The organism is Deltaproteobacteria bacterium (assembly GCA_021737785.1).
Lineage (GTDB): Bacteria > Desulfobacterota > DSM-4660 > Desulfatiglandales > Desulfatiglandaceae > AUK324.
This window is the reverse complement of sequence record JAIPDI010000062.1, coordinates 1-26,743: the sequence shown is the minus strand read 5'-3', so window position 1 is coordinate 26,743 and position 26,743 is coordinate 1. Positions and strand designations below refer to the sequence as shown.

At 55.5% G+C, this 26,743-nt stretch carries 21 protein-coding genes; 15 read left to right on the top strand and 6 right to left on the bottom strand.

Annotated features, from left to right (window positions below; genetic code table 11):
- The 4 genes from K9N21_21410 to K9N21_21395 form a co-directional block, all read left to right on the top strand.
- Nucleotides 1–939: TRAP transporter substrate-binding protein (locus K9N21_21410; GenBank protein MCF8146474.1), on the top strand; the 939-nt coding region annotated here is incomplete at its 5' end.
- A gap of 66 nt (nucleotides 940–1,005) precedes the next feature.
- Nucleotides 1,006–1,479 (top strand): TRAP transporter small permease, encoded by a 474-nt coding sequence (locus K9N21_21405; GenBank protein ID MCF8146473.1) that lies wholly within the window; start codon nucleotides 1,006–1,008, stop codon nucleotides 1,477–1,479.
- Entirely contained in the window at nucleotides 1,476–2,789 is a 1,314-nt protein-coding gene (locus tag K9N21_21400) for a TRAP transporter large permease (protein MCF8146472.1), read from the top strand. The genes K9N21_21405 and K9N21_21400 overlap by 4 nt, the downstream gene beginning before the upstream one ends.
- A gap of 60 nt (nucleotides 2,790–2,849) precedes the next feature.
- Complete coding sequence (locus tag K9N21_21395) at nucleotides 2,850–4,181, top strand: phenylacetate--CoA ligase family protein (GenBank protein MCF8146471.1); 1,332 nt, start codon at nucleotides 2,850–2,852, stop codon at nucleotides 4,179–4,181.
- Here the strand turns inward: K9N21_21395 and K9N21_21390 are convergent.
- Together K9N21_21390 and K9N21_21385 are read right to left on the bottom strand one after the other, a co-directional pair.
- Complete coding sequence (locus K9N21_21390) at nucleotides 4,133–4,441, bottom strand: UxaA family hydrolase (GenBank protein MCF8146470.1); 309 nt, start codon at nucleotides 4,439–4,441, stop codon at nucleotides 4,133–4,135. The two genes, K9N21_21395 and K9N21_21390, sit on opposite strands and share 49 nt — an antisense overlap.
- A gap of 19 nt (nucleotides 4,442–4,460) precedes the next feature.
- Nucleotides 4,461–4,838: a response regulator gene (locus K9N21_21385; GenBank protein MCF8146469.1), complete on the bottom strand. Its 378-nt coding sequence runs from the start codon at nucleotides 4,836–4,838 to the stop codon at nucleotides 4,461–4,463.
- Between the two features lie 277 nt (nucleotides 4,839–5,115).
- Here K9N21_21385 and K9N21_21380 point away from each other — a divergent pair, with 277 nt between their 5' ends.
- From K9N21_21380 to K9N21_21350, 7 genes are all read left to right on the top strand, one after another.
- The gene (locus K9N21_21380; GenBank protein MCF8146468.1) at nucleotides 5,116–6,492 is read left to right on the top strand and encodes an aspartate aminotransferase family protein; all 1,377 of its coding nucleotides are present in this window, start codon (nucleotides 5,116–5,118) and stop codon (nucleotides 6,490–6,492) included.
- Complete coding sequence (locus K9N21_21375; GenBank protein ID MCF8146467.1) at nucleotides 6,489–9,218, top strand: MMPL family transporter; 2,730 nt, start codon at nucleotides 6,489–6,491, stop codon at nucleotides 9,216–9,218. The genes K9N21_21380 and K9N21_21375 overlap by 4 nt, the downstream gene beginning before the upstream one ends.
- Nucleotides 9,219–9,235: 17 nt before the next feature.
- Nucleotides 9,236–10,081 (top strand): phosphate/phosphite/phosphonate ABC transporter substrate-binding protein, encoded by an 846-nt coding sequence (locus K9N21_21370; protein MCF8146466.1) that lies wholly within the window; start codon nucleotides 9,236–9,238, stop codon nucleotides 10,079–10,081.
- Entirely contained in the window at nucleotides 9,969–10,817 is an 849-nt protein-coding gene (locus K9N21_21365; GenBank protein MCF8146465.1) for a hypothetical protein, read from the top strand. Before K9N21_21370 ends, K9N21_21365 begins: the two co-directional genes overlap by 113 nt.
- A 429-nt stretch (nucleotides 10,818–11,246) precedes the next feature.
- A complete protein-coding gene (locus K9N21_21360; protein ID MCF8146464.1) occupies nucleotides 11,247–12,290 on the top strand; it encodes an NAD-dependent epimerase/dehydratase family protein in 1,044 nt (347 codons plus the stop codon).
- Nucleotides 12,291–12,657: 367 nt separating this feature from the next.
- Nucleotides 12,658–13,713 (top strand): adenosyl-hopene transferase HpnH, encoded by a 1,056-nt coding sequence (gene hpnH, locus K9N21_21355; protein MCF8146463.1) that lies wholly within the window; start codon nucleotides 12,658–12,660, stop codon nucleotides 13,711–13,713.
- A gap of 27 nt (nucleotides 13,714–13,740) precedes the next feature.
- Nucleotides 13,741–14,610, top strand: coding sequence for a B12-binding domain-containing radical SAM protein (locus K9N21_21350; GenBank protein MCF8146462.1), 870 nt, complete (start codon nucleotides 13,741–13,743; stop codon nucleotides 14,608–14,610).
- Here K9N21_21350 and ftsY read toward each other — a convergent pair.
- Together ftsY and smc are read right to left on the bottom strand one after the other, a co-directional pair.
- The gene (gene ftsY, locus K9N21_21345; GenBank protein MCF8146461.1) at nucleotides 14,607–15,602 is read right to left on the bottom strand and encodes a signal recognition particle-docking protein FtsY; all 996 of its coding nucleotides are present in this window, start codon (nucleotides 15,600–15,602) and stop codon (nucleotides 14,607–14,609) included. The genes K9N21_21350 and ftsY overlap by 4 nt on opposite strands.
- Entirely contained in the window at nucleotides 15,599–19,204 is a 3,606-nt protein-coding gene (gene smc, locus K9N21_21340) for a chromosome segregation protein SMC (GenBank protein MCF8146460.1), read from the bottom strand. Before smc ends, ftsY begins: the two co-directional genes overlap by 4 nt.
- 291 nt (nucleotides 19,205–19,495) lie before the next feature.
- On the opposite strand from smc, the gene larA reads away from it, so the two are divergent.
- The 3 genes from larA (at nucleotide 19,496) to K9N21_21325 (ending at nucleotide 22,584) form a co-directional block, all read left to right on the top strand.
- A complete protein-coding gene (gene larA, locus K9N21_21335) occupies nucleotides 19,496–20,776 on the top strand; it encodes a nickel-dependent lactate racemase (GenBank protein ID MCF8146459.1) in 1,281 nt (426 codons plus the stop codon).
- A gap of 154 nt (nucleotides 20,777–20,930) precedes the next feature.
- Nucleotides 20,931–21,581, top strand: coding sequence for a nitroreductase (locus K9N21_21330; GenBank protein MCF8146458.1), 651 nt, complete (start codon nucleotides 20,931–20,933; stop codon nucleotides 21,579–21,581).
- A gap of 88 nt (nucleotides 21,582–21,669) precedes the next feature.
- Entirely contained in the window at nucleotides 21,670–22,584 is a 915-nt protein-coding gene (locus K9N21_21325; GenBank protein ID MCF8146457.1) for a patatin-like phospholipase family protein, read from the top strand.
- 9 nt (nucleotides 22,585–22,593) lie between these two features.
- Here K9N21_21325 and K9N21_21320 read toward each other — a convergent pair whose 3' ends face one another.
- Both K9N21_21320 and K9N21_21315 read right to left on the bottom strand, forming a co-directional pair.
- The gene (locus K9N21_21320; GenBank protein MCF8146456.1) at nucleotides 22,594–23,211 is read right to left on the bottom strand and encodes a Maf family protein; all 618 of its coding nucleotides are present in this window, start codon (nucleotides 23,209–23,211) and stop codon (nucleotides 22,594–22,596) included.
- Between the two features lie 4 nt (nucleotides 23,212–23,215).
- On the bottom strand, nucleotides 23,216–23,983 hold the full coding sequence (locus tag K9N21_21315; GenBank protein MCF8146455.1) for a TatD family hydrolase: 768 nt from the start codon (nucleotides 23,981–23,983) through the stop codon (nucleotides 23,216–23,218).
- 249 nt (nucleotides 23,984–24,232) lie between these two features.
- On the opposite strand from K9N21_21315, the gene K9N21_21310 reads away from it, so the two are divergent.
- Nucleotides 24,233–26,524, top strand: coding sequence for a GspE/PulE family protein (locus K9N21_21310; protein MCF8146454.1), 2,292 nt, complete (start codon nucleotides 24,233–24,235; stop codon nucleotides 26,522–26,524).
- The last annotated feature ends 219 nt before the right edge of the window (nucleotides 26,525–26,743 follow it).

Below are 26,743 nucleotides of genomic sequence, written 5' to 3'. Positions count from 1 at the left end.
ACCCATATCCAGAGCAAATTGGCCGACGCATGGTGCAAGGAGGTGGAAAAGCGGACGAACGGTCAGGTTCAAATCAGCTATTACCCCGGACAAACCCTCACCAAGGCCGCGCAGTGTTACGACGGCGTGGTCGAAGGACTTTCCGACATCGGCTTTTCCATCCTTCAATATACGCCGGGGCGGTTTCCATTGATGGACGTCATCAATCTTCCCATCGGGATACCCAGCGGGGAGGTGGCTACGGCCGTCATCAATGAGGTCAATGACAAATTCCAACCTAAAGAATTGAGCGACACCAAGGTCATGTATCTCCACAGCCATGGACCGGGATTCATCCACACCAAGGACAAACCCATTATTAAGATGGAAGACCTCAAAGGGATCAAGATCCGCTCTCACGGTCCCACCGCTGAAATGATCAAGTGCCTGGGGGGAACCCCGGTGGCGCTTCCCATGCCCGAGCTATACCAATCCCTTCAGAAGGGCGTGGTGCAGGGAGGTGTGTTCCCCCTCGAGTCCAACAAGGGGTGGCGTCTCGCCGAGGTGACCAAATATGTGTCCGCCTGTTTCTCCACCGGATACGGCCTGGGATTTTTTGTGGTCATGAACAAGGACAAATGGGAGAAGCTTCCCGCTGATGTGAAGAAGACCATCGAAGAAATCAATCAGGAATGGATCATCAAGCACGGTCAGGCATGGGACGACAGCGATTTCAATGGGGTCCAGTTCCTGCTGGAGAAGGGGAACACTATGAACGGCATCGATCCCAAGGAGGCGCAAAGGAGAGAGGAAGCGGTTCAACCGGTTATGGCCACCTATGAAAAAGATGTGTCAGCCAAGGGTCTCCCCGGCAAAGAGGTGCTTGATTTTGTCAAGCAGCGCCTCGACGACGCGGCCCAGGGCAAATTCACCAGTAAGTACGTCGCGGGAGGCAAATAGGCCGCAATTTCTCATGGGGCCGGGATCCATGATGCCGGCCCCCTTTTAATAAAAGGATATGGACAGATGAAGGCCTTGGACTGGCTGTCGGATATCTTGAAAAAGGGAGGGAGCTTCTTTTTGGTGGGGATGATGGCCCTCACCTGCGCAGACGTGATCGGAAGGATGTTTGGCTACCCGATCCTGGGCGCCGTGGAACTGGTGATGGCCATGACCACCTTGGCCATCGGCATGGGACTTCCCTTCACCCATAGGAGCAGAGGACATGTGGGCGTGGAAATCCTGATCCGGCTTTTCTCAGCGCGGACACAGACCATTATCGAACTCTGTACCAGCACCCTCAGTTTTCTCCTTTTTGCGATTGTTACCTGGCGCATGTTTGTTTATGCCCGCACCCTGCAAAACACGGGAGAAGAGACGGTGAATCTGGCCCTCCCCCTGTTCATCTTTATCTATGCCCTATCCTTTTGTCTGATTATCTTCACCCTGACCATCTTCCGGGATATCCTCGCCAACATTCAAAAACTGAGGGCGCGATGAATCCAACGCTTCTGGGAATTCTCGGGATCCTCATCATGGTGATCATCTTTCTCTCCAGGATGCCCGTCGCCTATGTCATGGCCATGATCGGTTATCTCGGATTCAGCATTATGATTTCCACAAAAGGCGGGTTGAACCTCCTTTCGAGAGACATCTACGAGGTCTTTTCCTCCTACGGCCTTACCACCATCCCTCTCTTTGTCCTGATGGGACAGTTGGCCTTTAACAGCGGCATCAGCAGCCGGCTATACGATACGGCCAACAAATACCTCGGAAGCACCCGGGGCGGACTCGCCATGGCCACGGTCGCGGCCTGCACGGGTTTCGGGGCCGTATGCGGATCGAGCCCGGCCACCGCGGCTACCATGGCCACGGTGGGGCTTCCCGAGATGAAGCGATTCAATTATGCCGATGAACTGGCCACCGGTGCGGTGGCATCGGGCGGGGGCCTGGGGATGATCATGCCCCCCAGCGTGGTCCTGATCGTATACGGGGTCCTGACCGAACAGTCTATCGGTAAACTCTTTGTGGCCGGAATCATACCGGCCTTCCTCGTGACCCTCCTCTTTATCATCAGCATCTTCATATGGTGCTCCCGGAATCCGGAGCAGGGTCCCAGGGGGAAACGATATTCCTGGAAGGAAAGGATCAAATCCCTCACCAAGCTGGGTGAGACTATGATCATATTCGTCCTGGTGATGGGAGGGCTCTTTTCCGGGCTCTTTACCCCTACAGAGGCTGCGGCAGTGGGCGCCTTCGGTGTCCTGCTGGTCTCCATCCTGAGACGTCAGCTGACCTGGGCAAGTTTTGTCGACTCCCTCTACGAGACCCTCAAGACATCCTGCATGGTCATGATGCTCATCGCGGGCGCCACCATCTTTGGAAAATTTTTTGCGGTAACCCGGATCCCTTTTGAGATTGCCACCTGGGTAGGGGGACTGGACCTTCCCTCATACGCCGTCATGGCCATCATTATCCTGATCTACTTCTTGGGGGGCTGCTTCATGGACGCCCTCGCCTTTGTCATGCTCACTATCCCCATCTTTTTTCCTGTGGTTTCCAGCCTCGGTTACGATCCCATCTGGTTCGGCATCATCATTGTAATGACCACCGAGATGGGTGTGATTACCCCGCCGGTGGGCATCAATGTTTATGTGGTCTACGGGGTGGCCAAAAACGTCATCGGAGAGGTCCCCCTCGAGACCATTTTCAAGGGCATCGTACCGTTCCTTATCGCCGTGGCCGTGGGCATCGTGATTCTGATCGCCTTTCCGCAGATCATCCTCTTTCTGCCCGATATCATGTACTGACCCCACGAGGTCACCATATCGTCGGCCGGCTTTGACTCTTTAAAACCTAAGGGAACTGTAATGAATACGGAACAAAGATTCTGGAATCCGATCATGGAGACGCTGTCCCGGGATCGAATTCGAATGCTTCAGCTCAAGAAATTCAAGCGACTTTTCAAATGGGGGTATGAAAATTCCAGGTTTCACCGTTCCCTTTATGACACGGCCGGGATCAGACCGGAGGATATTCGCTCATGGGAAGATGTTCAGAAAGTCCCCAAGGTGGAAAAGTCCATGATGAGAGACATCCAGCGCAAAGATCCCTTTCCCTATGGAGACGCCCTCTGCGTGCCCCTGGAGGAGGTCACGGAATTCCGTCAGACGAGCGGGACCACGGGGCAGCCCGTCTACCAACCCGACACCTGGCAGGACTGGGAATGGTGGGCGGAGTGCTGGTCGTATATTCTCTGGGCCCAGGGCTACCGTCCTGCGGACCGGGTTTTCCTCCCCTTTGGATACAACGTCTTCGTCGCTTTCTGGGCTGCCCACTATGCCGCTGAAAAAATGGGGTGCGAGGTCGTCCCCGGGGGCGTACTCGATACGCAATCGAGAATCCTCAAGATCCAGGAAATCCGGGCAACGGCCATGATGGCCACGCCGACCTACGTCCTCGGAATGGCCGATACGGCCAGAAAGATGGGACTGGATCCGGGAAAGATGACCATTGAAAAGATTACCTGTGCAGGTGAGCCCGGCGCCTCTATTCCCACCACGAAGCGGCGGATGGAAGATGCCTGGGGCGCCAAGGTCTACGATCATGCAGGCGCGACCGAGATCGGGGCCTGGTGCTTCGAGTGCACGGCCCAGTCCGGGGGATTGCACGTGAACGAGGCCTTCTTTCTGGTGGAAATCGAGGACATCGAGACCGGGGAAATCATAAATGAACCCGGGAAAAAAGGGAAGATGATCATCTCGGCCCTCGACCGCCAGGCCCAGCCTTGCATTCGCTTTGACTCCAAGGACGTGATCGAGTGGGCCGGGACGCCCTGCCCCTGCGGACGGACCTTCCGGCTCATCAAGGGGGGGGTCCAGGGTAGGGCCGATGACATCACCAAGGTGAAAGGGGTCCTTCTCTCGCCTGGAGCCATCGAGGAGGTGGTTCGGGGAATCGAGGGCCTGGGGGATGAATTCGAGGTCATTGTCGACAAGGTGGGAGACATCGATCGCATCACCCTCAAAGTGGAACTGGTCCCGGAATACAGCCAGAGGCGGCAAGAGATAGAGCCGCACCTCAAAGATCAGCTCCGTCTCAAAACAAACCTCGGCTATGTCTTGGAATTCCACAAAATGGGGACCCTACCCCGCTATGAGGTCAAGGCCAAGCGGTTCAAGGATCTTCGAAAAGACCACTGAAAACGGCCTTGGCAATGCCCGCCTTCAGCGGCAAGCCTTGCCGAATCTCCGCCCAACTGCAAAAAGCCGTATTTAAGAATATCCTCTCCCTGCTGGATGTCTCTTACCGCAAATTTATGGCCATAGGGGATGGATCCCTCTACCCGGAATCGTCTCTTCTCTTCCCTTTTGCCGAGGGTCACCTCTTCCCCGGGCTGGATATCCCGCAGAGCGGTGGCGACATTATCGGTCTCTTTTATCATAATTGCGTCAATCGTCATTTCAGGAACTCCTTGCCCATCACGATTCATCGGACAAATCCAAAAGCTGATGCACCGCCTTCAGCAAATCACTCACGCCAAACGGTTTTTCAAATACGCAGTGGGCGCCTACGCCCCGGGCCATGCCCAGATAGTCTTCAGCGTGAATAATACCCCCCCCGGACATGGCGATGATCTTGACGTCAGGAAAGTTGCGACGCAGATCCATAATGGTCTCTATGCCCTCTTTTTCCGGCATGATGAGGTCCGTAATCACCAGATCCGCCGGGTTTTCTCGAAAGAGTCTCATCCCTGCCTCACCGTCGGCCGCCTCGACCACCTCGTATCCCTCCTCCATCAGCGTGACGGACAAGAGTTCCCGGACCGAAGGCTCGTCATCAATGACCAGAATACGCATCATATGATATCTCTCCTTTCATACTCCTTGCGGCATAGTAGTGCGGGGGGAAGGCCAGGTCAAGCCCATATTTCCGTTCACCCTGTGCCTGGAGGTGAACGGTCGCCCTGCTGATCCGAGAGGAAGGAGACAGTAACTCCGCTTGACACGGAGCATCCGATTCTCTAAACTCATAGGCGCATCGCGCAACCGGAAAGGCACGCGCAAAGCCCAAGGAGTCTCTAAGGAATACCCCATAACCGATAACCTCCCGGCATGATTTCATGGTAAACCGAATATGGATATTGCATCGCTGATAAAGCGCCGAGCATCGGAGACTTACGATCTCCACCGGCGCTATGTAAACCCCCAGTTTGTGCGGGTACTGGAGGTCATCGGTTTCAACCGCAACTATTGCACCGCACAAGGGGCCCGGCTCATTGATGAAAAGGGGAGAGAAGTTCTGGATTTCCTGGCAGGGTTCGGGGTTTTCAATATAGGGCGCAATCATCCGGTGGTCGCCCGGGTACTGCAGGACATGCTCAATTGCAGCGGGCCGAGCCTGGTCCAGATGGATGTCGGCATTATTTCGGGTCTTTTGGCAGAGGCTTTGGCCGCCATTGCACCGGGCGACCTGGAAGCGGTATTCTTTACCAATTCAGGGGCCGAAGGGGTGGAAGGGGCGCTCAAGTTTGCGCGGCAAGCCACTGGAAGGCAGAAAGTGGTCTATTGTGACCGGGCCTTTCACGGCCTGACCCTGGGGGCCCTCTCTGTCAACGGCAACGAGGAATTCAGAAGCCGAAATGAACCGCTCCTCCCCGGCTGTATTCCGGTCCCCTTCAACGACCTGGACGCCCTGGAGGCAGCCCTCTCCGGAAGCGACGTGGCCGCGTTTATTGTCGAGCCGATTCAGGGTAAGGGGGTCTTTGTCCCGGATGACGCCTATTTCCCCGGAGTCCGGCACCTATGTGATGAATATGGCACCCTCTTCATCGCCGACGAGGTCCAGACCGGTTTCGGTCGAACAGGCCGGATGTTTGCGGTAAATCACTGGGATGTGGTACCGGACCTGATGGTTGTCTCCAAGGCCCTCTCAGGCGGGTATATCCCCTTGGGCGCCATTATCACGAAGCGGGACATCCATTCAAAGATCTTTGACTGCATGGACCGGTGCTTTGCCCATTCCAACACGTTCGGACAGAATGACCTGGCCATGGCCGCCGGACTGGCCACCCTCCATGTGATCCAACAGGAAGGGCTGGTCGAACGCGCGGCGCAAATGGGGGAATACATCATGCATAACCTGAAAGAAATGGCAGAACATTATGAATTTCTCCATCAAATTCGAGGTAAAGGCCTCATGATCGGCATCCAGTTCGGTCCCCCCAAGTCCCTCGCCCTCAAGACCGGGTGGAAACTCCTTCACAAGATGAACGAAGAACTCTTCTGTCAGATGATTACCATCCCCTTATTGGAAAAGCATCATATCCTGACCCAGGTGGCGGGCCACGGATTGGATACGGTCAAGATACTTCCCCCGCTGATCATTGCCACTGCGGATGCCGACCGCTTTCTCGAGGCGATGGATTGTGTTCTGAAGGATGTTCACAGATTTCCAGGCTCAGCCTGGACAACAGTCAAGAATCTAGGCCTCCGCACCGCAAGAACCGTATGAGCGTCCTGAAACACATCCAGGAAAGCCTCTTGAGCTCGCTCTGGCGCCTTGTATCCGCCCATGCCGGTGCGGTGATAGGGGCAGGCCTGACGCTCGCCATCCTCTCCGCGGCGGCTGCCTTTTTCTTCCTGGGTCTCAACAGCGACCAGGACAAGCTGGTCTCTCCGGACACGCCGTTTCATAAACGATACCTGGAACATCTTAAAAATTTCGGAGATCAGGAATATCTCTATGTGGTCATCCAGACCGACGGCACCCAGGAAGGAAGAAAGAGGACCATAGCCTTTGCAGAAGATCTCAACCGACGTCTCAGCCGCCACCCGGACCTGATTCACGCGGTTTACTTCCGCATTTCCCCTGCGGATCTGGGCCCCTCCGCCCTCTTTTTTGCATCGCAAGAAGAAGCCGAAGCACTGTCCGGGACCATCCGCTTTCTTGCCCCTTCCCTGAAGGCCTGGAGCCGGGACGGTTCCCTGGCGGGTTTCTTTGACAGCATAGCGAACCTTCTGGGGGGAACGGGGGGCGACGTATCCCGGGTGGAACCCTCACTTATGGGTCGGGCACTTGAGACACTGAAGGCGCTGACCGAGAATATGAACCGCATATTGTCCGGAACGCACGCCTACCGCTCTGTCCTGGATCTGTCCCAGTCGGGAAACGACTACTTCTTCACCTCTTCCGGCAAGCTCTTGATCATGAGGGTCCTGCCGGCCAAGGATTTCGGGACCATGGACGTCATTGGAGAGCCGCTCCAGGTGGTGCGTCGCGCCCTTGATGCCACACGCGCAGACCATCCCGATATCGAGGCGGGACTCACCGGAAGACCCGTACTGCAGGCCGATGAGATGGCCACGACCGACCGGGACATGACCATGGCCGCCATAATTGCCATGTTTCTGGTCGCGCTCCTCTTCATGCTGATCCTGCACGGCTGGTTGAGACCGCTTCTCCTGTTGATCTCGCTGATGATGGCCATGGCCTGGAGCTTCGGGTTCGCCACCGTGGCAGTGGGGGAGCTGAATCTTCTATCCATCGTATTCGCTCTGGTGTTGGTCGGCATCGGCGTGGATTTCGGCGTCCACATCGTCATGCGGTATGTGGAGGCCAAAAAGGAGATGCCGGACGTGGACAATGCCGTCAGGATCTCTATTTTCAGGGCCGGACCGGGCATCATCTTAGGGGCCGTCACATCGGTCTGCGCCTTCTACTCGGTTTTCTGGTCGGATTTTATCGGACTGGCCGAGTTGGGATTGATCGGTGGAACAGGTGTCCTCCTGTGTCTTGTGGCCATGCTGACCGTGCTCCCTGCCATGCTGTTGATCGCCGGGCGGCGCAACCTCTTTCCGTCCTCCGTTCCCAGGATAACCGCCCTACCCTTTCTGGAACGGCTCTCCCATAGGCCCGGCTGGGCTATTCTGGTCCTGCTGGGGATTACCCTGGCCGGACTCCCGGCTGTTTTCAAGGTGCATTTCAGCTATAATCTATTGGAACTTCAAGCCAAGGGACTCGAATCTGTTGAATATGAAAAAATCTTGATTGAGGCGTCCGGGGAATCGACCTGGTACGCCATTTTAGCAGCAGAGGACCTGAAAGAGGTGAAACGCCTGACCCGAACCCTGGCATCGTTTCCCTCTGTAGGCAAAGTGGAAAGCATTCTGAATTTCGTCCCTGAGGATCAGGCCACAAAGGCGGCCGTCTACAAAGAAGCGGCAAGAGCGCTGGAACCTCTTTCCTTTGATGATCTCCCCTCGCCGCCACCCGATGCCGATCGGCTGGTCCGTTCCCTTTCCCGGCTTTCCCTGACATTGGAGGGACTGGAAGAAAAACTGTTTGCAGCCGGCGCCGCGACGGAAATCGCCCTGGTTGATCAGAGTCTGGCGTCCGTGGACTCAACAGTTGCGCTTCTCAGGAAGGATCCGGATAAGGCACTCCGACTCAAGACGCTTCAGGCCGGGCTGGCAACGGATATGGAGAACTCGGTCAGGCAATTAAAAGCCTGGCTCACCGCCGGACCCATCACCCCGGATGATCTTCCGGAGACCTTCAGGGACATCCATGTGGGCAAGGACGGCACCTACCAGATCAAGGTGATTCCCAAGGAAGATGTCTGGAATTTTGATGAACTCACGGAGTTTGTCTCGCAACTGCGCCGCGTGGATCCCGAGGTGAGCGGGGTGCCCGTCGGGGTCCTGGAGTCCGCGCGCCTCATGCACCGGACGTTTCTCACGGCTGCAGGACTGACCATCATTCTGGTAACCCTAATCTTGTGGCTCTACTGGCGTTCTCTCCGCGTGGTGTTTCTTACCATGTTGCCCCTGGGAGTGAGTATGCTGTGGCTCCTGGAGATCATGGGCTGGCTGGGCTTTAATTTTAATCTGGCCAATTTTTTTGCCATTCCCATTCTCATTGCCATCGGCGTGGACGGGGGGATACACCTCCTGGCCCGTTGGGGAGAAGTCCAATACATGGCCGGGACTGCCCCGGGGCAGAGGATCGGGCTCTTTCATACCAGCACGCCGACCGCGGTAGGCCTGAGCTTTGCCACAACCATGATCGGCTTCGGAGGTCTTCTTTTTGCCCACCATCAGGGGTTGGCAAGCCTCGGCTGGGTCATGGTGCTCGGGTCTTTGATGGGCATGCTGGCGTGTCTGCTGGTGCTCCCCCCGGCCCTGAAACTGATGAGACCCAAACGGAGCCAGGGGTGCCCGGATGATCGTGCCGACTAAAGTGGAGGTTTTTTCATATGAAGACTATCAAAGTGGTATGGGTGATCTTTTTGGTCGCGATAGCCGCTCTTTTTTGGCGGGGATCTGCGCTCTCCGCGGATGCGCTCGATTTCGTCGTGATCCAGCCGGGGCAACCCGGTTCCGCTGAAGACGCCCAGCCCGTCATGGATGCACTGGCAGCCTATATCCATCAAAAAGAAGGTTTGGACCGCCCAGTGAAAGGGAGGTATTATAACGAGCTTGATCCGGCCCTGGATTTTTTGCATAATAGGCCCCCTGCTTGGGGAATTGTCAGCCTCGGTTTTTATTCGGAAGCGGCCGATACCTTTCAAATGACCGCCATCGCGGCCACCCGTCCCGGAGGACATGCCAAAGACATATGGCGGCTGGTGGTTTCCAAAGAGAAATCCGGCGGCTGGAAGACACTGAAGGGGAAGGTCCTGGGAAATATGCTCTTTGAAAGGGACGCGGCGGCCTGTCTCCTGTTCGACATACCGGCTGATCGGCTGCCGTTCACCCTAGAGGGCACGTTTCAACCCCTTCGGTCTCTGAGAAAGGTAGCCAGGGGAGACGCAGACGGCGCGGTACTGGACCGAACCCAGTATGAGGCAGTCAAGGCACTGCCATTGGCAAAGGACATCACGGTAGTACATACCTCCAGGGAACTCCCTGCCAGCCCCGTGGTCTGGTTCGGGGATCCTGATGCCAGGGCCCGGGATCTGGCTGCCATACTCCTGGGCATGAAAGAGGATGGGGATGCGCAAACATTGCTCAAGCTCCTTCAGACGGACGGTTTCGGACCCGCAGACCCGGATCTGCCGCAATACAGGCTGGACCGGAAAGGGGCTGCCTGCTTTCAATAGTCTGATCGTTGTCATCCTGCTTCTCGGGTCATGTGCGCCCGTTGTCAAGCCGCCGCAGCGCAGTGCCCTGGAAAAGGGGGCTGAGGGTACAAAAGAACCCGTCCTCCCTATCCCTGCCCCCTGTTCCCGTGAAGAGGCCGAACAATGGTCCGAAACCGCCGCAACCGAGGTGGGATCTGCTCTCAAGGCCGCCAACTGCTACGCATTTCTCGCAACCACGGGAGAAAACAAAGCATTGCGGCTTGCCGACGCCAGGACGGGCCGCGATCTGGCTGAAAGTGCAGTCCAGCGGTATTCGGAAAGCGGTCTGGCCCATTATCTGTATGCCTATCTCACCGGACTGGAGGCTGAAAACGACCCCCTCCGTGGGCTTGAATTGGTGCCTGTTATCGAGAGTGAGGCCCGGAAGGCTGCGGAGTTAAGTCCCTCCATAGATCATGCAGGTCCCTTCAGGATGTTGGGGGAACTTTATCTCCGGACCCCAGGTATGCCCATCAGCATCGGCGACGTAGAAGAGGCCATCATCTCCTTTCGTCAGGCCCTGACCATAGCCCCCGGCTTCGCTGAAAACCGGCTGGGATTGGCAGAGGCCCTTCTCAAGGCAGAAGAGGCCACAGAAGCCTGTAGCCAGTTGCATGTGCTGTTGACAGGCATGCCCCCTGCAGGTGAATCCGGGGCAATCTGGCAAAAGTCATTGGATCTATTGAAGCGTGTGTGCACCGCAAAATGCGATTGACAGCCCGGACTTTTTCCCAAGGCGGCCTAACAGCCGCAACCAAAAAGGTATGGATGCAAATCCCGGCAATTTTTGAGCGCGCGTGGGGGTCTCTTTCTCCCGCCCAAGGGCGGGACATCAAAATGGGACCATAACGCTCGGCAACCACCCCAGAGCTTTGAATACCTTTTTGGAAAGGCAGCAAGAACGACCGTTATATGAAAGCCTGGTTCCTGGGGGCTTTAACGAACCGCAGTTTAAAGCCATGCTGCCGTTCCCAAGAGCTGTCGCAGGTTTTTGTCCCGCCTCGGGGCGGGAGAAAGAGACCCCCCACGGCTTACCCACGGGGCGCCGACTTCTTCGCATGTTGTCCTGCAAGGCATTGCAGAAATAGAGCCTCACCGGGAATTATCATCTGCATGCCCCCTTTATCGTTGAATTGGGGAAAATATGGAGGATGCAAACAGAGCTTCCGCGGACAGAGGGCAAGTGATTTTGGTTACCGGAGGTGCAGGGTTTGTAGGTTCGGCCGTTGTTCGCCGGCTCGTCGGATCCGGTCACCGGGTAAGGGCCCTCATTCGTTCAACCAGCGATTCACGGAACTTGAGATGCCTTCCCATTGACACGATCACAGGCGATCTTACGGACCGGCATTCCCTGAAACAGGCACTAAGAGGGTGTGACGTCCTCTTCCACGTGGCGGCGGATTACCGCCTCTGGGTCCCTGAACCCAAAAGGATGTATGAAAACAATGTCCGGGGGACGGAAAAGATCATGGAAGAGGCCCTCAAGGCAGGCGTCCGAAAAATCATCTATACCAGCAGCGTGGCCACCCTGAGACTCAGTGGTAACGGGGCCCCCGCAGATGAGACTTCTGCCGCCTCGCTGAAGCATATGATCGGGCACTACAAGCGCTCGAAATTCATGGCCGAGGCTGCGGTACTCCGGCTTATTGAGACGCGGGGCCTCCCCGCAGTGGTGGTAAATCCTTCCACTCCTGTAGGACCGGGAGACATTAAGCCAACGCCCACCGGCCGATTTATCGCGGATGCCGTGGCCGGCCGGATGCCGGCATATGTCAACACCGGACTTAATATCGTTCATGTGGACGATGTGGCAAGAGGACATCTCCTGGCCCTGGAACATGGCAGGATCGGAGAACGCTACATCCTCGGCGGGCACAATATGACCTTAAAAGAGATCCTCATGGAAATCGCCGCTATCGCGGGATGCACGCCGCCCCGCGTCTGCATCCCCCACAAGCTCATCCTGAGTGTGGCCCTCTTGTCTGAAGTTTGGGCGCGCTGCGCCTCCGGAAGGGAGCCACGGGTAAGCCTTGATGGGGCCAGAATGGCCAGAAAACAGATGTTCTTTTCATCTGAAAAGGCCGAGCAAGAGCTGGCGTATACACCCCGTCCGGCAAGGGAAGCCTTGACCGATGCAGTGCACTGGTTCCTGCAGAACGGTTACGGCAACAAACAGAGGAAACCATAGCCGTCCGTTCCCGTAACAGGCAAGGCGATGGGCAAAATGAAAATACATATGAACTTTAATCCGCTTCAAATTTCAGGCACTTTAACTCTGGCTGTAAGCCAGCACCTCCAGCGGGGACAACGGGCTGGAACAATGAAAGGGACAGCGTTGACATGCTGGGGAGAACAGGAAGATCTCAATCGTAAAAAAAAAGGAGAGAAATCCTTACCCCGTTATTTCCATGTATTCCAATTTCCCAGCATTCCTATGGCGCCTGCGACCTATGTAGAATTGCATACTGCCCCCTTCCCGGGGGCTTCCCGGGGCCAACCGCTCGCGGGTGGCGATTCACTTTTCATCACTTTTAACGCTAACTTGGAATATTCTTATGAGCATACCGTTGATTCAAAAGGCGCGCATCGGCGCCTACATTTTCAGGCAGAGAATAAGGGGGAACAGCCGGTTTCCCCTCGTCCTCATGTTGGAACCTCTGTTCCGCTGTAATCTTCGATGCAAGGGATGCGGCAAGATCGACTATTCGGAAGACGTTCTCAACAAGATGATGACCCCTGAAGAATGTGTGGCCGCGGCTGAGGAGTGCGGCGCCCCGGTGGTCTCGGTTGCGGGCGGGGAACCGCTCCTCCATCCCCAAATTGCCGAGATTGCCCGGCAACTGGTGGCCCGAAAGAAATTTGTGTACCTTTGCACCAATGCGCTTCTGGTAGAAAAGCGGATTCATGAATTTGAGCCGTCCCCATATCTGACTTTTAATATCCACGTGGACGGCCTGCGTGAACGACACGATGAACGGGTCTCTCTTGAAGGGGTGTTTGACCGGGCAATGGCCGCCATCCGTCTCCTGGTCTCCAAAGGCTTTCGTGTCACCACCAACACCACCTTTTTTAACGGGGACACCGCAGAAGGGGCAGAGAAGCTCTTTGATCTGTTGACCTCCCTCAGGGTGGAGGCCATGACCATCGCCTCCGCCTTCAGCTACGAGAAGGCATCGGACCAGGAAAATTTTTTCACGCGGCATGAGGCCATTGCGCTGTTCCAGTCGATTTTCAAATCAGGCGACGGAAAAGGCTGGAGATTCAACCACAGCAGCCTCTATCTCGATTTCCTGGCTGGCAATCAGGAATACGCCTGCATCCCCTGGGGCAACCCCACCCGCAATATATTCGGCTGGCAGAAGCCCTGCTATCTATTGAATGACGGATATGAACCCACCTTTCGCGACCTGCTCGAGAACACGGATTGGTCCAAATACGGTGTGGGAAGGGACCCCCGGTGTACCCACTGCATGCTCCACTGCGGCTTCGAGCCCACCGCTGTCATCGACTCGGCACGGCATCCGATCAAGGCCATGAAGGTCCACTGGCGGGGCGTGAACGGAAAAGGCCCTGTCACACCCGGGCAAGATAGGATCGGAGGAAATGGATAGATGGAACAGACAAAGATGAGTGAAGAGATGCACTATGAAGGGAATTGCATCCGTCCGCCCAGCGAGGCCTACAGCATCCTGCTCCAGGTAACGGCGGGCTGTTCCCATAATAAGTGCACCTTCTGCGGCACGTATAAGGACAAGCGGTTCCGGATCAAGGATGATCAGACGATTCTGGGAGACATCCTGTTCGCCTCCAAATACATGAAGCGGCAGGATCGGGTATTCCTCATGGACGGAGATGCCCTCATTATCCCGCAGAAACGATTGATGTGGATACTGGCACGGATCAAAGAGTACCTTCCCTGGGTGAGGAGGGTGGGGGCCTATGCCAATGCCAAGAGCATCAAGATGAAGACCCTGGAGGAATTGAAAGCGCTGAAAGAAAACGGCCTGGGCATCCTTTACCTGGGCGTGGAAACCGGGGATGAGGCCCTCCTCAAAAAGATCCGGAAGGGAACCAGCGCGCAGAACCTCATTGACATGGGGAGGAAGGTTCGGGAGGCCGGGATCAAGCTCTCGGTGACGGTATTATTGGGGATTGCCGGTCGAGAACGATCCCTTGAACACGCCAGGGCCACCGGCGATCTCCTGACCCGGATGGATCCCAATTATGTGGGGGCGCTCACCGTGATGTTGATACCGGGGACTCCCCTTCACGATGAATACCGGAACGGGACGTTTGAGCTTCTGTCCGAACAGGAACTGCTGCTGGAATTACGGGAGATGATCGCCCACACCCAGCTCAGCCGGGGGCTTTTCTTTTCCAACCATGCTTCCAATTATCTCCCTATCAAGGCCCGTCTGCCCAAGGGGAAACAGGAGGCCCTGGATCAGATAGACAGCGCATTGAGGGGGGAGATAGGTCTCCGGCCGGAATGGATGAGGGCACTTTAATCAAAGATCGCCTTCACAAACTCGGCCGCGTTAAACTCCCTGAGATCGTCGATCTTCTCACCGATCCCGATGAATCGGATGGGTATGCCCAGTTCATGGGAAATACCCACCACGATACCGCCCTTGGCCGTGCCGTCCAGTTTGGTGAGTACGATGCCGGTCACCCCCAGGGTCTGATTGAATATCTGGGCCTGTGAAATCGCGTTCTGCCCTGTGGTGGCATCCAAAACCAACCAAACCTCGTGGGGGGCGCCCGGGAGCTTCCGACCGATCACCCGACGGATCTTTTGGAGTTCTTCCATGAGATTGATCTTGGTATGAAGCCGGCCGGCCGTGTCCACCAGAACGACATCCACCTTCCTGGCCATTGCCGCGGTCAGACCGTCGAAGGCGACGGCCGAAGGATCGGCCCCCGGGCCCTGTTTGATAACAGCGGCCCCTACCCGATCGCCCCAGATAGTGAGCTGCTCCACGGCAGCTGCCCGGAAAGTGTCGGCAGCCACCAGGAGGACCTCTTTCCCCTCTGATCTGAATCCATGGGCGACCTTCCCGATGGTGGTGGTTTTACCTACCCCGTTGACGCCCACAACCATTATAACCAGCGGCTCTCCCGGATTGGGAAGCGGGTGCGCCACTGCCTCACCGACGTCCAGAAATGCCAGCATCTGATCCCTGAGGGCTGTCTTCAATTTGTCTGTGTCTCTGAGCGCTTTCCTGGCCACCTTTTCCTGGATGGAAGCGATCAGTTCCTGGGTGGCAGCCACTCCGATATCCGAGGTGAAGAGGAGTTCCTCCAGGTCATCCAAGAGATCCTCGGTGATCTCTTTTTTCCCCAAAAAGAGTCTGTCCAGTCTCCCTGTGAACGAGTCCCTGGTTTTTGATAATCCCTGGCGAAGTCGCCCGAAAAAACCCGGACCCTGATCCACCTCCCCGCGTTCCGCTTCCTTTTCCTTTTTCCGGTGAAAAAATGCCAACGTCACATCCCTTTTTATTGAATTGTCTCCTGACCGTGGTCTGAGCCGCCGTTTACATTCACAGATACCAGCTTGGATATCCCCTGGTCCTGCATCGTAATCCCATACAGGCGATCCGTGATCTCCATCGTCTTCCGGCTGTGGGTGACCATGATGATCTGAGACGCCTGCCGGATCTCCTTGAGCAGATTGTTGAACCGATCGATATTGGCCTCATCCAGGGGGGAATCCACCTCATCCAAGAGACAGAACGGGCTCGGTTTGATCATATAGATCGCAAAAATGACGGCCATGGCCACCAGGGCCTTTTCTCCGCCGGAGAGGAGTCCCATATGGCTCAATTTTTTTCCCGGGGGCTGGACTTCCACCAGGACACCGCTTTCCAACGGACGTGACTCATCCGTCAATCTCAGGCCGGCGGTACCCCCGTTGAAGAGAATGGGGAAAATCTCTTTCAGTTTGGCATCCACGTCCTCCAACGTCTTCTTGAACTTTTCAAGTGAGGTCCTGTTGATCTTTCGGATAGCGGTCCTCAGTGAATCGATGGAGCTGATCAGGTCTTCTCGCTGCCCCACGATAAACTGGTGACGTTCGTTCACGGCCTCCAGCTCTTTGATGGCAGTCAGGTTCACTTCGCCTATCTGCTCTCGTAACCGTCTCTGTTTCTCGACCTTTTCTTCAGCCTCTGCCCGGGAAAAATCCTCCTCCAGGTGCAATCGGTATACCTCGGGGAGACTGAGGTTGAATTTTTCCTTTACCGTTTCAATGAGATGATTCATCTTAAACTGAATTTCGGAGTTTTCCATCTTTGCCGTATTAATCTGTTCCTTGAGGTCGTCCACCTCCCGTTTCAGTTCTTCCTCCTTTCTCTCTTCCTCCCTTATCTGAACCTGGAACTCACGTCGTTCCAGATCGGCGCGATTCATATCCGCCTCGGCCTTCTGGAGCCTCTCATAAAGCCCTCTGAGTTCTTCCTCCAACGCCTCCTTTCGTCTCTGGCAATCCTCTCGCCTCTCCCGGCCGGAAACAATGTCTTCTTCAATTTTCCGGAGTCGATCGAGGGCATCGTCCATATGGCCGTCCATCAGCTCCATCTCACGGAGGGCGCTTCGTTCACCCTCCTCCGAGATTCGCAGGTCTGTCTTGAGCCGTGTCACATCTTCCCGGCACTGCTCAAATTCATCCTCTGCTTCCCTCAGCTCCCGTTCCTTTTCCTGGAAATAGGCCTTCTCTTTCTGCCTCTGGGTCTTACGCACGTTTAGTTCATCCGAAAGCCGAACCAGGTCCTTTTCATGTTTATTTTGTTCGATCTCCTTTCGTTTGAGATCATCGGATATTTTTGCGGACATGTTTTCCAGCTGATCCAGTTCCTGTCCAAGGCGAAATAAGACCTTGTCAAGTTCATTGATCTCCTCCTGACAGGCCCACCGGTCTTCTGTGAGGCCCTCGATGACGCGCTGCTTTTCCTCAATCCGGGAAATAATCTCCTCCAGTTTGGCGCGCAGTTCATGAACCTTTTTCGTCAATCCGGCGGATTTTTCTTTCAATTCGGCCATCTCCCGCTTCCTGATCAGGAGCCCCCTGGAACCATGTGCGGTCTTTCCACCGCTGATCACACCCCTCTGATCGATCATATCCCCGTCAACCGTGACGAAACGGATCCCACACCCGTTCCTTCCCCGAAGGTCCCGGGTCTCTTCCCAATTGGAGAGGGCGGTTTCAAGGTCCTGGGCAATCGCTGTGTCCCCCAGCAGGGCGCCGACGAGGGGGGCGCACTTCGGCTCGAACGACACATGGTCAAGCAACAGCGGAAATGCCGGGCCTTTTTCCCGAACCCCCGCTCCCCCCCTGATACAGCTCACCGGCGCAAAACTGCTCCTCCCTTTTTCCCGCTTCCTGAGATACTCGACCGCCGCCTTTCCATCCCCCTGAGATTCCACGAGCACATACTGGAGCTTGTCGGCCAGGACTGCTTCAACAGCCCGCTCATATTTCGGCTCGACCTGAATGGCATCGGCCAGTATCCCTAAAATGCGACCTTCCTGGAGCGGAGTGAAATCCCCGGCCTTCATGATGGTCCTGACCCCTATGTGGTATCCTTCGAAATTTTCTGTCAGGGTTTCCAGACTGGCGAGTCGAGACTGGCACATGTTCAGATCCGATTCCGCGGCCTTTAATTCCGATTCAATGCGTCCCTTTACGATCTCCAGTTCTTTTGAACCGGCGCTCTCCGACTCTTTGGCCGCCTCGATCGTGCTGAGTCTCTCTGCGGTCGCCTCCCGGACCCGGCCCTTTCTTTCAGATGCCACAACAATATTTTCAGACCTCACCTTGATCTCCGACAGTTCCTTCTCAAGTCTGGACCGGCTGTCTGAGATCTGCTCCAGGAGCCGATTCAGATATCCTGACTCGTGATTCAGCCCGACCTCTCTGTTTTCGCCGGCGCTTAGCTCTGTCCTGGCCTTTTCATAGTCTTCCCGAATCTCCTCCAGTGCCCTTTTTCTAATCGTCGCCCGTTCATCCCTGACAGCGATCTCTCTTTCAAGCTCAGAGGACCGCTCCCGTATCTTTTCCCGATCCTTCTCCAGGCCTGACCGTTTGTCTTTAAGCTCAGAGAGCCGAAGCACAAGAGATTCCTGTTCAGCCATGAGCCTTCCCTTCAATTCCTCGATCAACCGCATTTCGCCGGATAAGGATTCCACCTCCCCCTCTTTTCTGCGCACCCTGTCGCTGAGATGAAGGTGGTCGTTTCGGTAGACGGAGAGGCCGGTATCCTTTTCATCCAGCTCCAGATTCATCTCCTCTACCATGGCCCGGACCTGCGACATCCGTGTTGACCTGCTGATCTCCTCCCTTACCAGCGCCTCTGTAGACCCCTCTTTTTTCCCCAGTTCCTCTTCCAACTGACCATAGGTATTGCTGTACAGGTGAATTTCCAGATTCCGGATCTCTTCGCTGACGGTCTTGTAGCGTCTCGCCTTGGCTGCCTGGCGCTTGAGGGAGCGCTGCTGGCCCTGGAGTTCCCCCAGAATGTCTTCCACCCTCTGAAGATTGACCTCTGTGAGCTCGATCTTTCGTTGGGATATCTCCACCTTTTTTCGGTATTTGGTAATTCCCGCAGCTTCTTCCAGCATGACGCGGGTTTCCTCAGGCTTCTGCTCGATGATGGTTCCGATCTGCCCCTGCCCGATAATGGAGTAGGCCTTATTGCCCAGGCCGGTATCCATGAATACCTCCTGGATATCCTTGAGTCTGCAGGCCACATTATTGATAAGGTATTCACTTTCTCCGGAACGGTAGAGACGCCGTGTCACCGAAAGTTCCGGGTCATGGGAAAATGCCGGGGGAAAAGAGCCGTCACCGTTCTCAAACAGGATGGAAACCTCAGCCATTCCCATCGGCTTGTGCGGCCCGGCCCCGTTGAATATCACATCTTCCATCTTGCGGCCCCGCAACTGTTTAGGGCTCTGCTCCCCCATACCCCACCTTATGGCGTCAACGACATTGCTCTTGCCGCAGCCATTCGGCCCTACCACGCCGCTGATGCCTTCCGGGAATATGATATCGAGCTTTTCCATAAAGGATTTGAAGCCGAGAATGGAAACTTTCTTGATCTTCATGTCACCCTCCGTTGTGCCGGTCCCTTCTTTTGCTGAGGCTGTGCCCAATGATTTCCGGATAAAAAACCGTCCGCCGGAACCAGTGAGAGCCTTTTATCATATGGATGTGGATTTGTAAAGAAAAAATACCACATAGTGTGTCAAAAAATGACATTGCAACAATATATGGTGCGACATATACGCCACTCGGAATGATATTGACAATGGTATCGCCAAGTTCCTATTATTCCACTGAACCAAATGTTATTAACCGATACGCCTTGCGCCTGATGCTTGTGCCTCGAGCCCCCCATGTATACCGTCCCATTTGGAAAAAATGAGCTCCATTTCGATTTGCCGGCCGGGATGACCGGCGCAACAGCCGTATCGCTCCCTGCAAATCCGATCAGGGATCTGGAAGGGGCCATTGCACAGGCGCTCGCAACTCCGGTTGACTCGCCGCCTCTCCGTTCGCTGGCGAACCCCCGCGACAGGATTTGTATCGTCTTCACCGACATCACGCGCGCCAGCCCGGACCACGTGTTGATCCCGGCCCTCCTCAAGGAATTGGAGGCCGCCGGCATTCCGGATCACCAGATTACCCTCCTCTGCGGTGTGGGTCTCCATCGGCCCAGCACCCCTGAGGAAAAGGTCGTCAAGTTAGGGCAGGCGGTTGCACACCGGTACAGGATTGTGGATCACTCTCCCGGAGAACAAATCGTGGATCTTGGAATGACGGAAACCGGCGTTCCCCTGACGGTCAGCCGGTTGGCCTGTGAGGCAGACCTCTTGATCGCCACCGGGATTGTGGAGCCCCACCAGTTTGCCGGCTATTCCGGGGGCCGGAAGACGGTGGCAGTGGGCGCGGCCGGCGAGGCGACCATTGCCTATACCCATGGTCCGGAGATGATGGATCATCCGGGAACGCGACTGGGCAAGATCGAGGGGAACCCCTTTCATGAGGCCGTGACTGAGGCGGCCCGGCGAGCGGGACTGAGGTTTATCCTCAATGTCGTCCTGGATGAAGAAAAACAGCCGGTGGCCGTCCTTGCCGGTGATCCGGAGGCCGTTTTCAGCAGACTGGTCGCCCAGGCCCGCAAGATCTATGAGGTCCCCATACCTGGACAGGTTGACGTGGTCGTGGCCGGCGTCGGGTTTCCCAAGGATGCCAACATCTATCAGGCGTGCCGGGCCGCCAGCTACCTCCATTTTGCGCCCGTCCCGGTGGTAAGAGACGGCGGCGTCATCATTGTGCCGGCGCCCACGCCCGAGGGCGCGGGTCGCGGGATCGGGGAGAGACGGTTTTTCGAGAAGATGAGCGGGGCGCCGGATATGGCGTCCCTCTTGAAAGAGATGCGGGCGTCCGGCTACCCGCCGGGGGCCCAGCGTGCCTTCATCATCGCCAAAGTGCTGGAAAAGGTCGATGTAATCGTGGTGGGCTCCGAGACCCCGGACATCGTCCGCCGGGTCCACATGATCCCGGCCCTTGATATGGATGAGGCCTTTCGCATCTGTGCAGAAAAAATCGGCAGGAGAGACCTGGAAGCCCTCATCGTCCCCCACGCACTGCTCACTCTGCCGATTGTATCTTAGCATTTTAATGCAGTTAAAGCAAGATGTTATTATTGATATTGGAAGCTATAAGTTATCGTTAGCAAAATAATTTTGGACAAAATAATTAAAAGAATCAGATGAAACGACTTTAGTCACTTTAGCTCACTTTAGGCACTTCTTTTGGAGGCACATCATGGATTTGTTGAAGGCTATGGAGGAGAGAAGGAGCACCCGGGCCTTTCTGGAGAGGCCTGTTGATCATGAGAAGATAGAGACGCTCATTCGTTTCGCTACGCAGGCGCCGTCGGCCATCAATCTTCAACCCTATGAACTGACGGTCGTATCCGGAGATGAAAAGCAACGGCTGAGCAGGCTCCTCGTCAAGCGGATGAAGGAGAGGAACATATCGTGCGGGCCCGGCGCGAAGAGCCCTCTTCCAGGGTATTTTGTGGAGCGGGAGCGGGGGCTTCTCAACGTGATTCAGCCCAACCTCCCTGAACAGACCCCTTTCCAGAATTTTATCAACGAGGGGAGCTGTAATTTCTACGGGGCCCCCACCGCCATCATCATCACCATGGACCAGGTGTTCTCAAGCGCCAGGCTTACGGATATCGGCGTTCTGGTCGGTTATCTGGTCCTGTGCGCCCATGCCCTGGGACTGGGGACCTGCCCCATCGGCCTGATTACCGCATTTGATGACGACATCAAGGAATCATTGAGTTTACGGGATGAAAAGAACGTGGTGATCGGTGTCGCGGTAGGCTACCCCGATCCCGATGCACCCATCAATCGCTCAAGATCTGACAGGGTCCCCCTGGACGATCTGGTGAAATGGCGGGAGTAACGTCCTGGATGCCGGATTCTGGATACCGAATGCTGAATGATTTACAGAAAGGGACAGATGGATGGAGGATTGGGTGTGGGGTGGGAATATGGAATGTCCGGATACCAAATCGTTGTTCCTTGGAGGTTCCCGCCGAATAGGGATCGCCTTTTCCTCCGGTTTTTTCGGGTTCTTCGCCCATGCGGGCTTTCTGGCCGCGATCCGGGAATCGGGCATTGAACCGACCGCCTATGCAGGGGCCAGTTCAGGGGCCATTGTGGCGGCCATGGCCGCCTCGGGCATGAGCACCGCCGCGGTCAAGGAGATGCTGTTCAGCCTTAGAAAGCGGGATTTCTGGGATCCTGATCCCTGGCATTCGATTCTGTCTGATGCGCTCCGATGCTTCAGGGGTTGCCTCGGGTACCTCAGAGGAGATGGATTCGGCCGTCTCCTTCAACGGCTCCCCGCACGAACGTTTGAGGAATGCCACACCCCCCTGGCCGTCTCGGCCACGGACCTGACCCACAAAAGAGAGGTGATTTTCACACAAGGGGACCTGATCCAGGCCATACAGGCCTCCGGTTCGGTGCCGGTCCTCTTCAAGCCTGTAAGTATCAACGGGGCCCTCTGTTGCGACGGCGGGATCACCGGCAAGGCCCCGGTGGAGGCCTTGGCCCGTCTCTCTGAATTGGATATCATACTGGTGCACTTTATTGCCTCGGACAATGTGAAAGAGGGGGCGCACGCCTTCATGAAAAAACGGCTCACTCCCTGGCATATTCAGCATCTCGCCGTTAATATCGCCCGCCAAAAGGCATACCAGAAAGAGGTCGAGCTTATAAAGTCACGGGGGGTGGACGTCATAGAGGTCAGGACCAACGCGCCCGCCATCAGCCCTAACAGGCTCCAAAGCGGTCCTGAGGCCTATGAGGCCGCGAGGAATGCCACCCTCAAGATTCTGGCACCGAATAAAACCGCAAACGCAGTGCATTCTGCAGCAAAAAGAGGCCGCCTCCAAACTTAGGTTCGATACCTACCGAGACGGCCTCAGAGGAAATGTCTGAATTGCCCCCACCCGGATCAGGGCCTTGATTACGGCGCATATGGGGAGCCCCACCACATTGGTGTAGGACCCGGAGATGGATTCCACCATAAAGGCGCCGATCCCCTGTATGGCATAGGCCCCGGCCTTGCCCAAGGGTTCCCCTGAGCGGACGTAGGCCTCGATTTCCCTGTTATCCAATGGTTTGAAACGAACCGCAGTGCTGACCGCCTCTGAATGGACCAGGATACCCGAAGGGTCGAGGATGGCAAATCCGGTGACGACCGAATGGGTCGTCCCGGCCAGGAGCAAGAGCATCTCCCCTGCTTCCTTTTCATCCCGTGGTTTTCCAAGAACCTTGTTTCCGATCACCACAATGGTGTCGGCCCCGAGGACCCAGGAGGGGTCTTCCAGGGAATGGACCTGGATTGCCTTTTTCTCGGCCAGGCCACGGCATATTCCGGTCGGTTCATCAGCGGTCTTTCCTTCATCCACACGGCTCGGCACCACCCGAAAGGGAAGCCGGATCCGGGCCAACAGCTCCCTCCTTCGGGGAGAGGCAGAGGCCAGAATCAGGGGATAGTCGGCGTTGATGAGTGAACAAGACATATTCTTACGGGAGATTGAAAAGTGCCCTGGCATTTTCCGTGGTCTGGCGGGCCACTTCTTCAAGCGGCACATCCCGCAGCCTCGCGATCTCCATGGCGGTAAACCGGACATAAGCCGGCTCGTTTCGCTTTCCCCTCTCAGGGACGGGGGCCAGATACGGCGAATCGGTCTCCACCAGCATGCGGCTAAGCGGTATGGAAGCGGCCACCGCCTTTATATGGGAGGCCTTCTTATAGGTCACGGTGCCGGGTATGGAGATGAAATATCCCAGATCAATAAAGGCCCCGGCAAGCGCCATATCCCCCGAAAAACAGTGGAGCACCCCTTTTCTCTCCCCTTTTCCCATGCCTTTGAGAATGGAATAGACCTCCTCGTGGGCCTCCCGGTCATGGATGATCACCGGTAGATTCAGATCATCCGCCATGCCAAGCTGGTCCTGAAAAAGCCTTAACTGCGCCTGGGTAGAGGAATAGCCTTTAAAATAATCGAGACCGATCTCCCCCCATGCAACCACCTCGGGTTCAGACGCCAATCTTGCCAATTGCTCCAGGTCAGACGCTCCGCAGACGTCTGCATTATGGGGATGACACCCTGCGGATGCGGATATAAAGGCGTTCTTTCGTGCCAAATTCAGGGCATCCGATGAACTTTTCAGGTCGATTCCTATGCTGATGATATGACCGATGTTGCACTGGATGGCGCGTTCAAGAACCGCGTCAAGGTCCTTTGTAAAATCGTCCATATCCAGATGGGCGTGACTATCAATTAGCATCACCGTTCCTCGACAAAGATCCATATCCAAAATGCGCGACAATCGCCGTTCTTATAATCTATTGGAGATGCTTTCGCAAACAATTCTGTTGCATCGCCGATGAAATATCCTTACTATCTATCCAATTTGCATTGCCCGTGATGATCGAAGCGTGCCTGCCGGTGAGCAGGTTTGAACCTGACCTCCGGCGGGCCGCCCGCTTCAAGGCGCACGGTGCATCAGGACTTACTGATTAAGGATGTTAAGGTTATGACCGGGAAGGAACCTTTGCTTGAGGAACAGCTTAAATATCAGAAGCGGCTGAACACCATTACCCACCGGATCCATTCCGCTCGTGATACCAATGCCATTCTCCTGGAACTTCACGACGATCTCTTGAATTTTTTCGACGTGGACCGGATTACCATTTACGTGGTCGACAGGGCCAGGAGAGAAATTTACTCAAAGATCATGACCGGCCAGGAGGTGGCCGAAATCCGGGTCGGGATCAACAGCAGCAGCCTTGCGGGATACTGCGCCGCCTGTGGAAAGTCATTCAACATCAGGGACGTATACAATGAAGAAGAACTCAAGTGCATCGATTCCCGGCTGACCTTCGATAAGAGTTGGGACCAGAAGACCGGATATCGAACAAGGGACGTCCTTCTCGCCCCCATCACGTACGAGAATAAATTTTTGTTGGGGGTCATACAGCTTATCAACAAAAAAGACGGATCGCCGTTTTCCCCGTCAGACGAATCTTCGGTCATGGATATTGCCAAGGTCCTGGGGATTGCCTTTTACAAAAACCAGAAGGCGGCCCAGAAGGCGAGGTCCACAAGATTTGATTATCTCATCAGCTACAACATCATCACCGAAAAAGACTTAACCGAGGCCATTTCCCGCGCAAGGACGACAAAAAAAAGCGTGGAATCGGTGCTCATGTCGGACTTTGGTGTCTCAAAGGAGGATGTCGGCAGATCGTTGGCCAATCACTTTCAGACACGTTTCATCCCCTATAAGGACAATCTTCCGATTCCAGGAGAACTTCTAAAAAACCTCAAGGTGAGTTTTCTCAAGACCAATGTCTTTGTCCCTGTGGAGGAATCAGACGGCAAGGTGACGGTGGTCATGGAAACCCCCAGCTATCTGCCGGCAAGGGATACCATCAAGCGGATCATTAAGGCCAGAGAGATCGAATACTGCGTATCCACCAGGGAAGACATCTTCCAGATGATCGGCCTGTTTTTCGATGTGGACAGAAAAGAGCTTCTGGCCGGTTCCGGGAGTATTGACGATATTTTGGGACAGTTGGAATCGACCGAAGAGGATGATGAGGATGACGCCGCCGGCATGGCCGAAGATGACAGCGCCATTGTCCAGCTCGTCAACAAAACCATTATCGATGCATACACCCGCAAGGCCTCAGACATTCACATCGAACCCGGACAGGGCAAGAAGAACGCCATCATCAGGTACCGTATCGATGGGGCGTGTCAGGTCTACCAGACCATTCCGCACACCTACAAAAACGCCATTGTATCGCGATTGAAGATCATGTCCGACCTGGATATATCCGAGAGACGGAAACCTCAGGACGGAAAGATCAGGTTCAATAAATTCGCGCCATTGGATATTGAACTTCGTGTGGCGACCATTCCGACGGCCGGGCAGAACGAGGACGTGGTGATGCGGATATTAACGGCCGGCGAACCGATCCCCCTGAGCGCCATGGGGATGAGTGAGAGAAGCTATAATACCCTGATCAGCATGATCACCAAACCCTATGGGATTGTCCTGGTAGTAGGTCCGACCGGCAGCGGCAAGACCACAACCCTTCATGCCGCCCTGGCATATATCAACAAGCCGGAGACCAAGATATGGACAGCGGAAGATCCTGTCGAAATCACCCAGGAGGGGCTCCGCCAGGTCCAGGTCGTTCCCAAGATAGGATTTAATTTTGCCACTGCCATGAGGGCGTTTCTAAGGGCCGACCCGGACGTGATCATGGTGGGTGAAATGCGCGACAAGGAGACCGTTGCCACAGGCATTGAGGCCTCCCTCACCGGTCACCTGGTCTTCAGCACCCTTCACACCAACAGCGCCCCCGAAACCATCACCCGATTGCTGGATATGGGGATGGATCCCTTCAATTTCGCCGACGCGCTCATCGGGGTCCTGGCCCAGCGCCTGGTGAGGACCCTCTGCAAGGATTGCAGGGAGATGTATCATCCCAGTGAAGAAGAATATAACGGGTTGATCCGGGCCTATGACGGTGATTTTGATGCCCTCGGTTTCCAGTACACGGACGACTTCGTGTTGTACAGGGCCGAAGGCTGCTCCAAATGCGGCAACACCGGATATCGGGGCCGGACAGGCATTCACGAACTCCTCGAAGGCACGGACGAGATGAAGTCCCTGATTCAAGGCAAGGCCAAGATGGAGGAATTGAGATCACGGGCCGTGAGGGACGGGATGACCACGCTGATGCAGGACGGCATCCGAAAGGTCTGCCTCGGGCTTACGGATCTTGCCCAGGTTCGAAGGGTATGTATTAAATGAGGCACAAGGCTTTAGGTGTTAGGCATAAGATTTTAGGCGCAACGATTCAGGGGCCTTACGCCTCACACCTTGCACCTCATCCTAGCAGCCTGTCGGACTTACTATGCGGCTCTGGCGCGAGTCTGACTCATTAGCTGCCGACCGAGAAATGGCCTAAAAAAATGACCTCGGGGCGACTTTTCTCTTGCATTTCCCTTTGGGTTTCGATATAATTTTTTT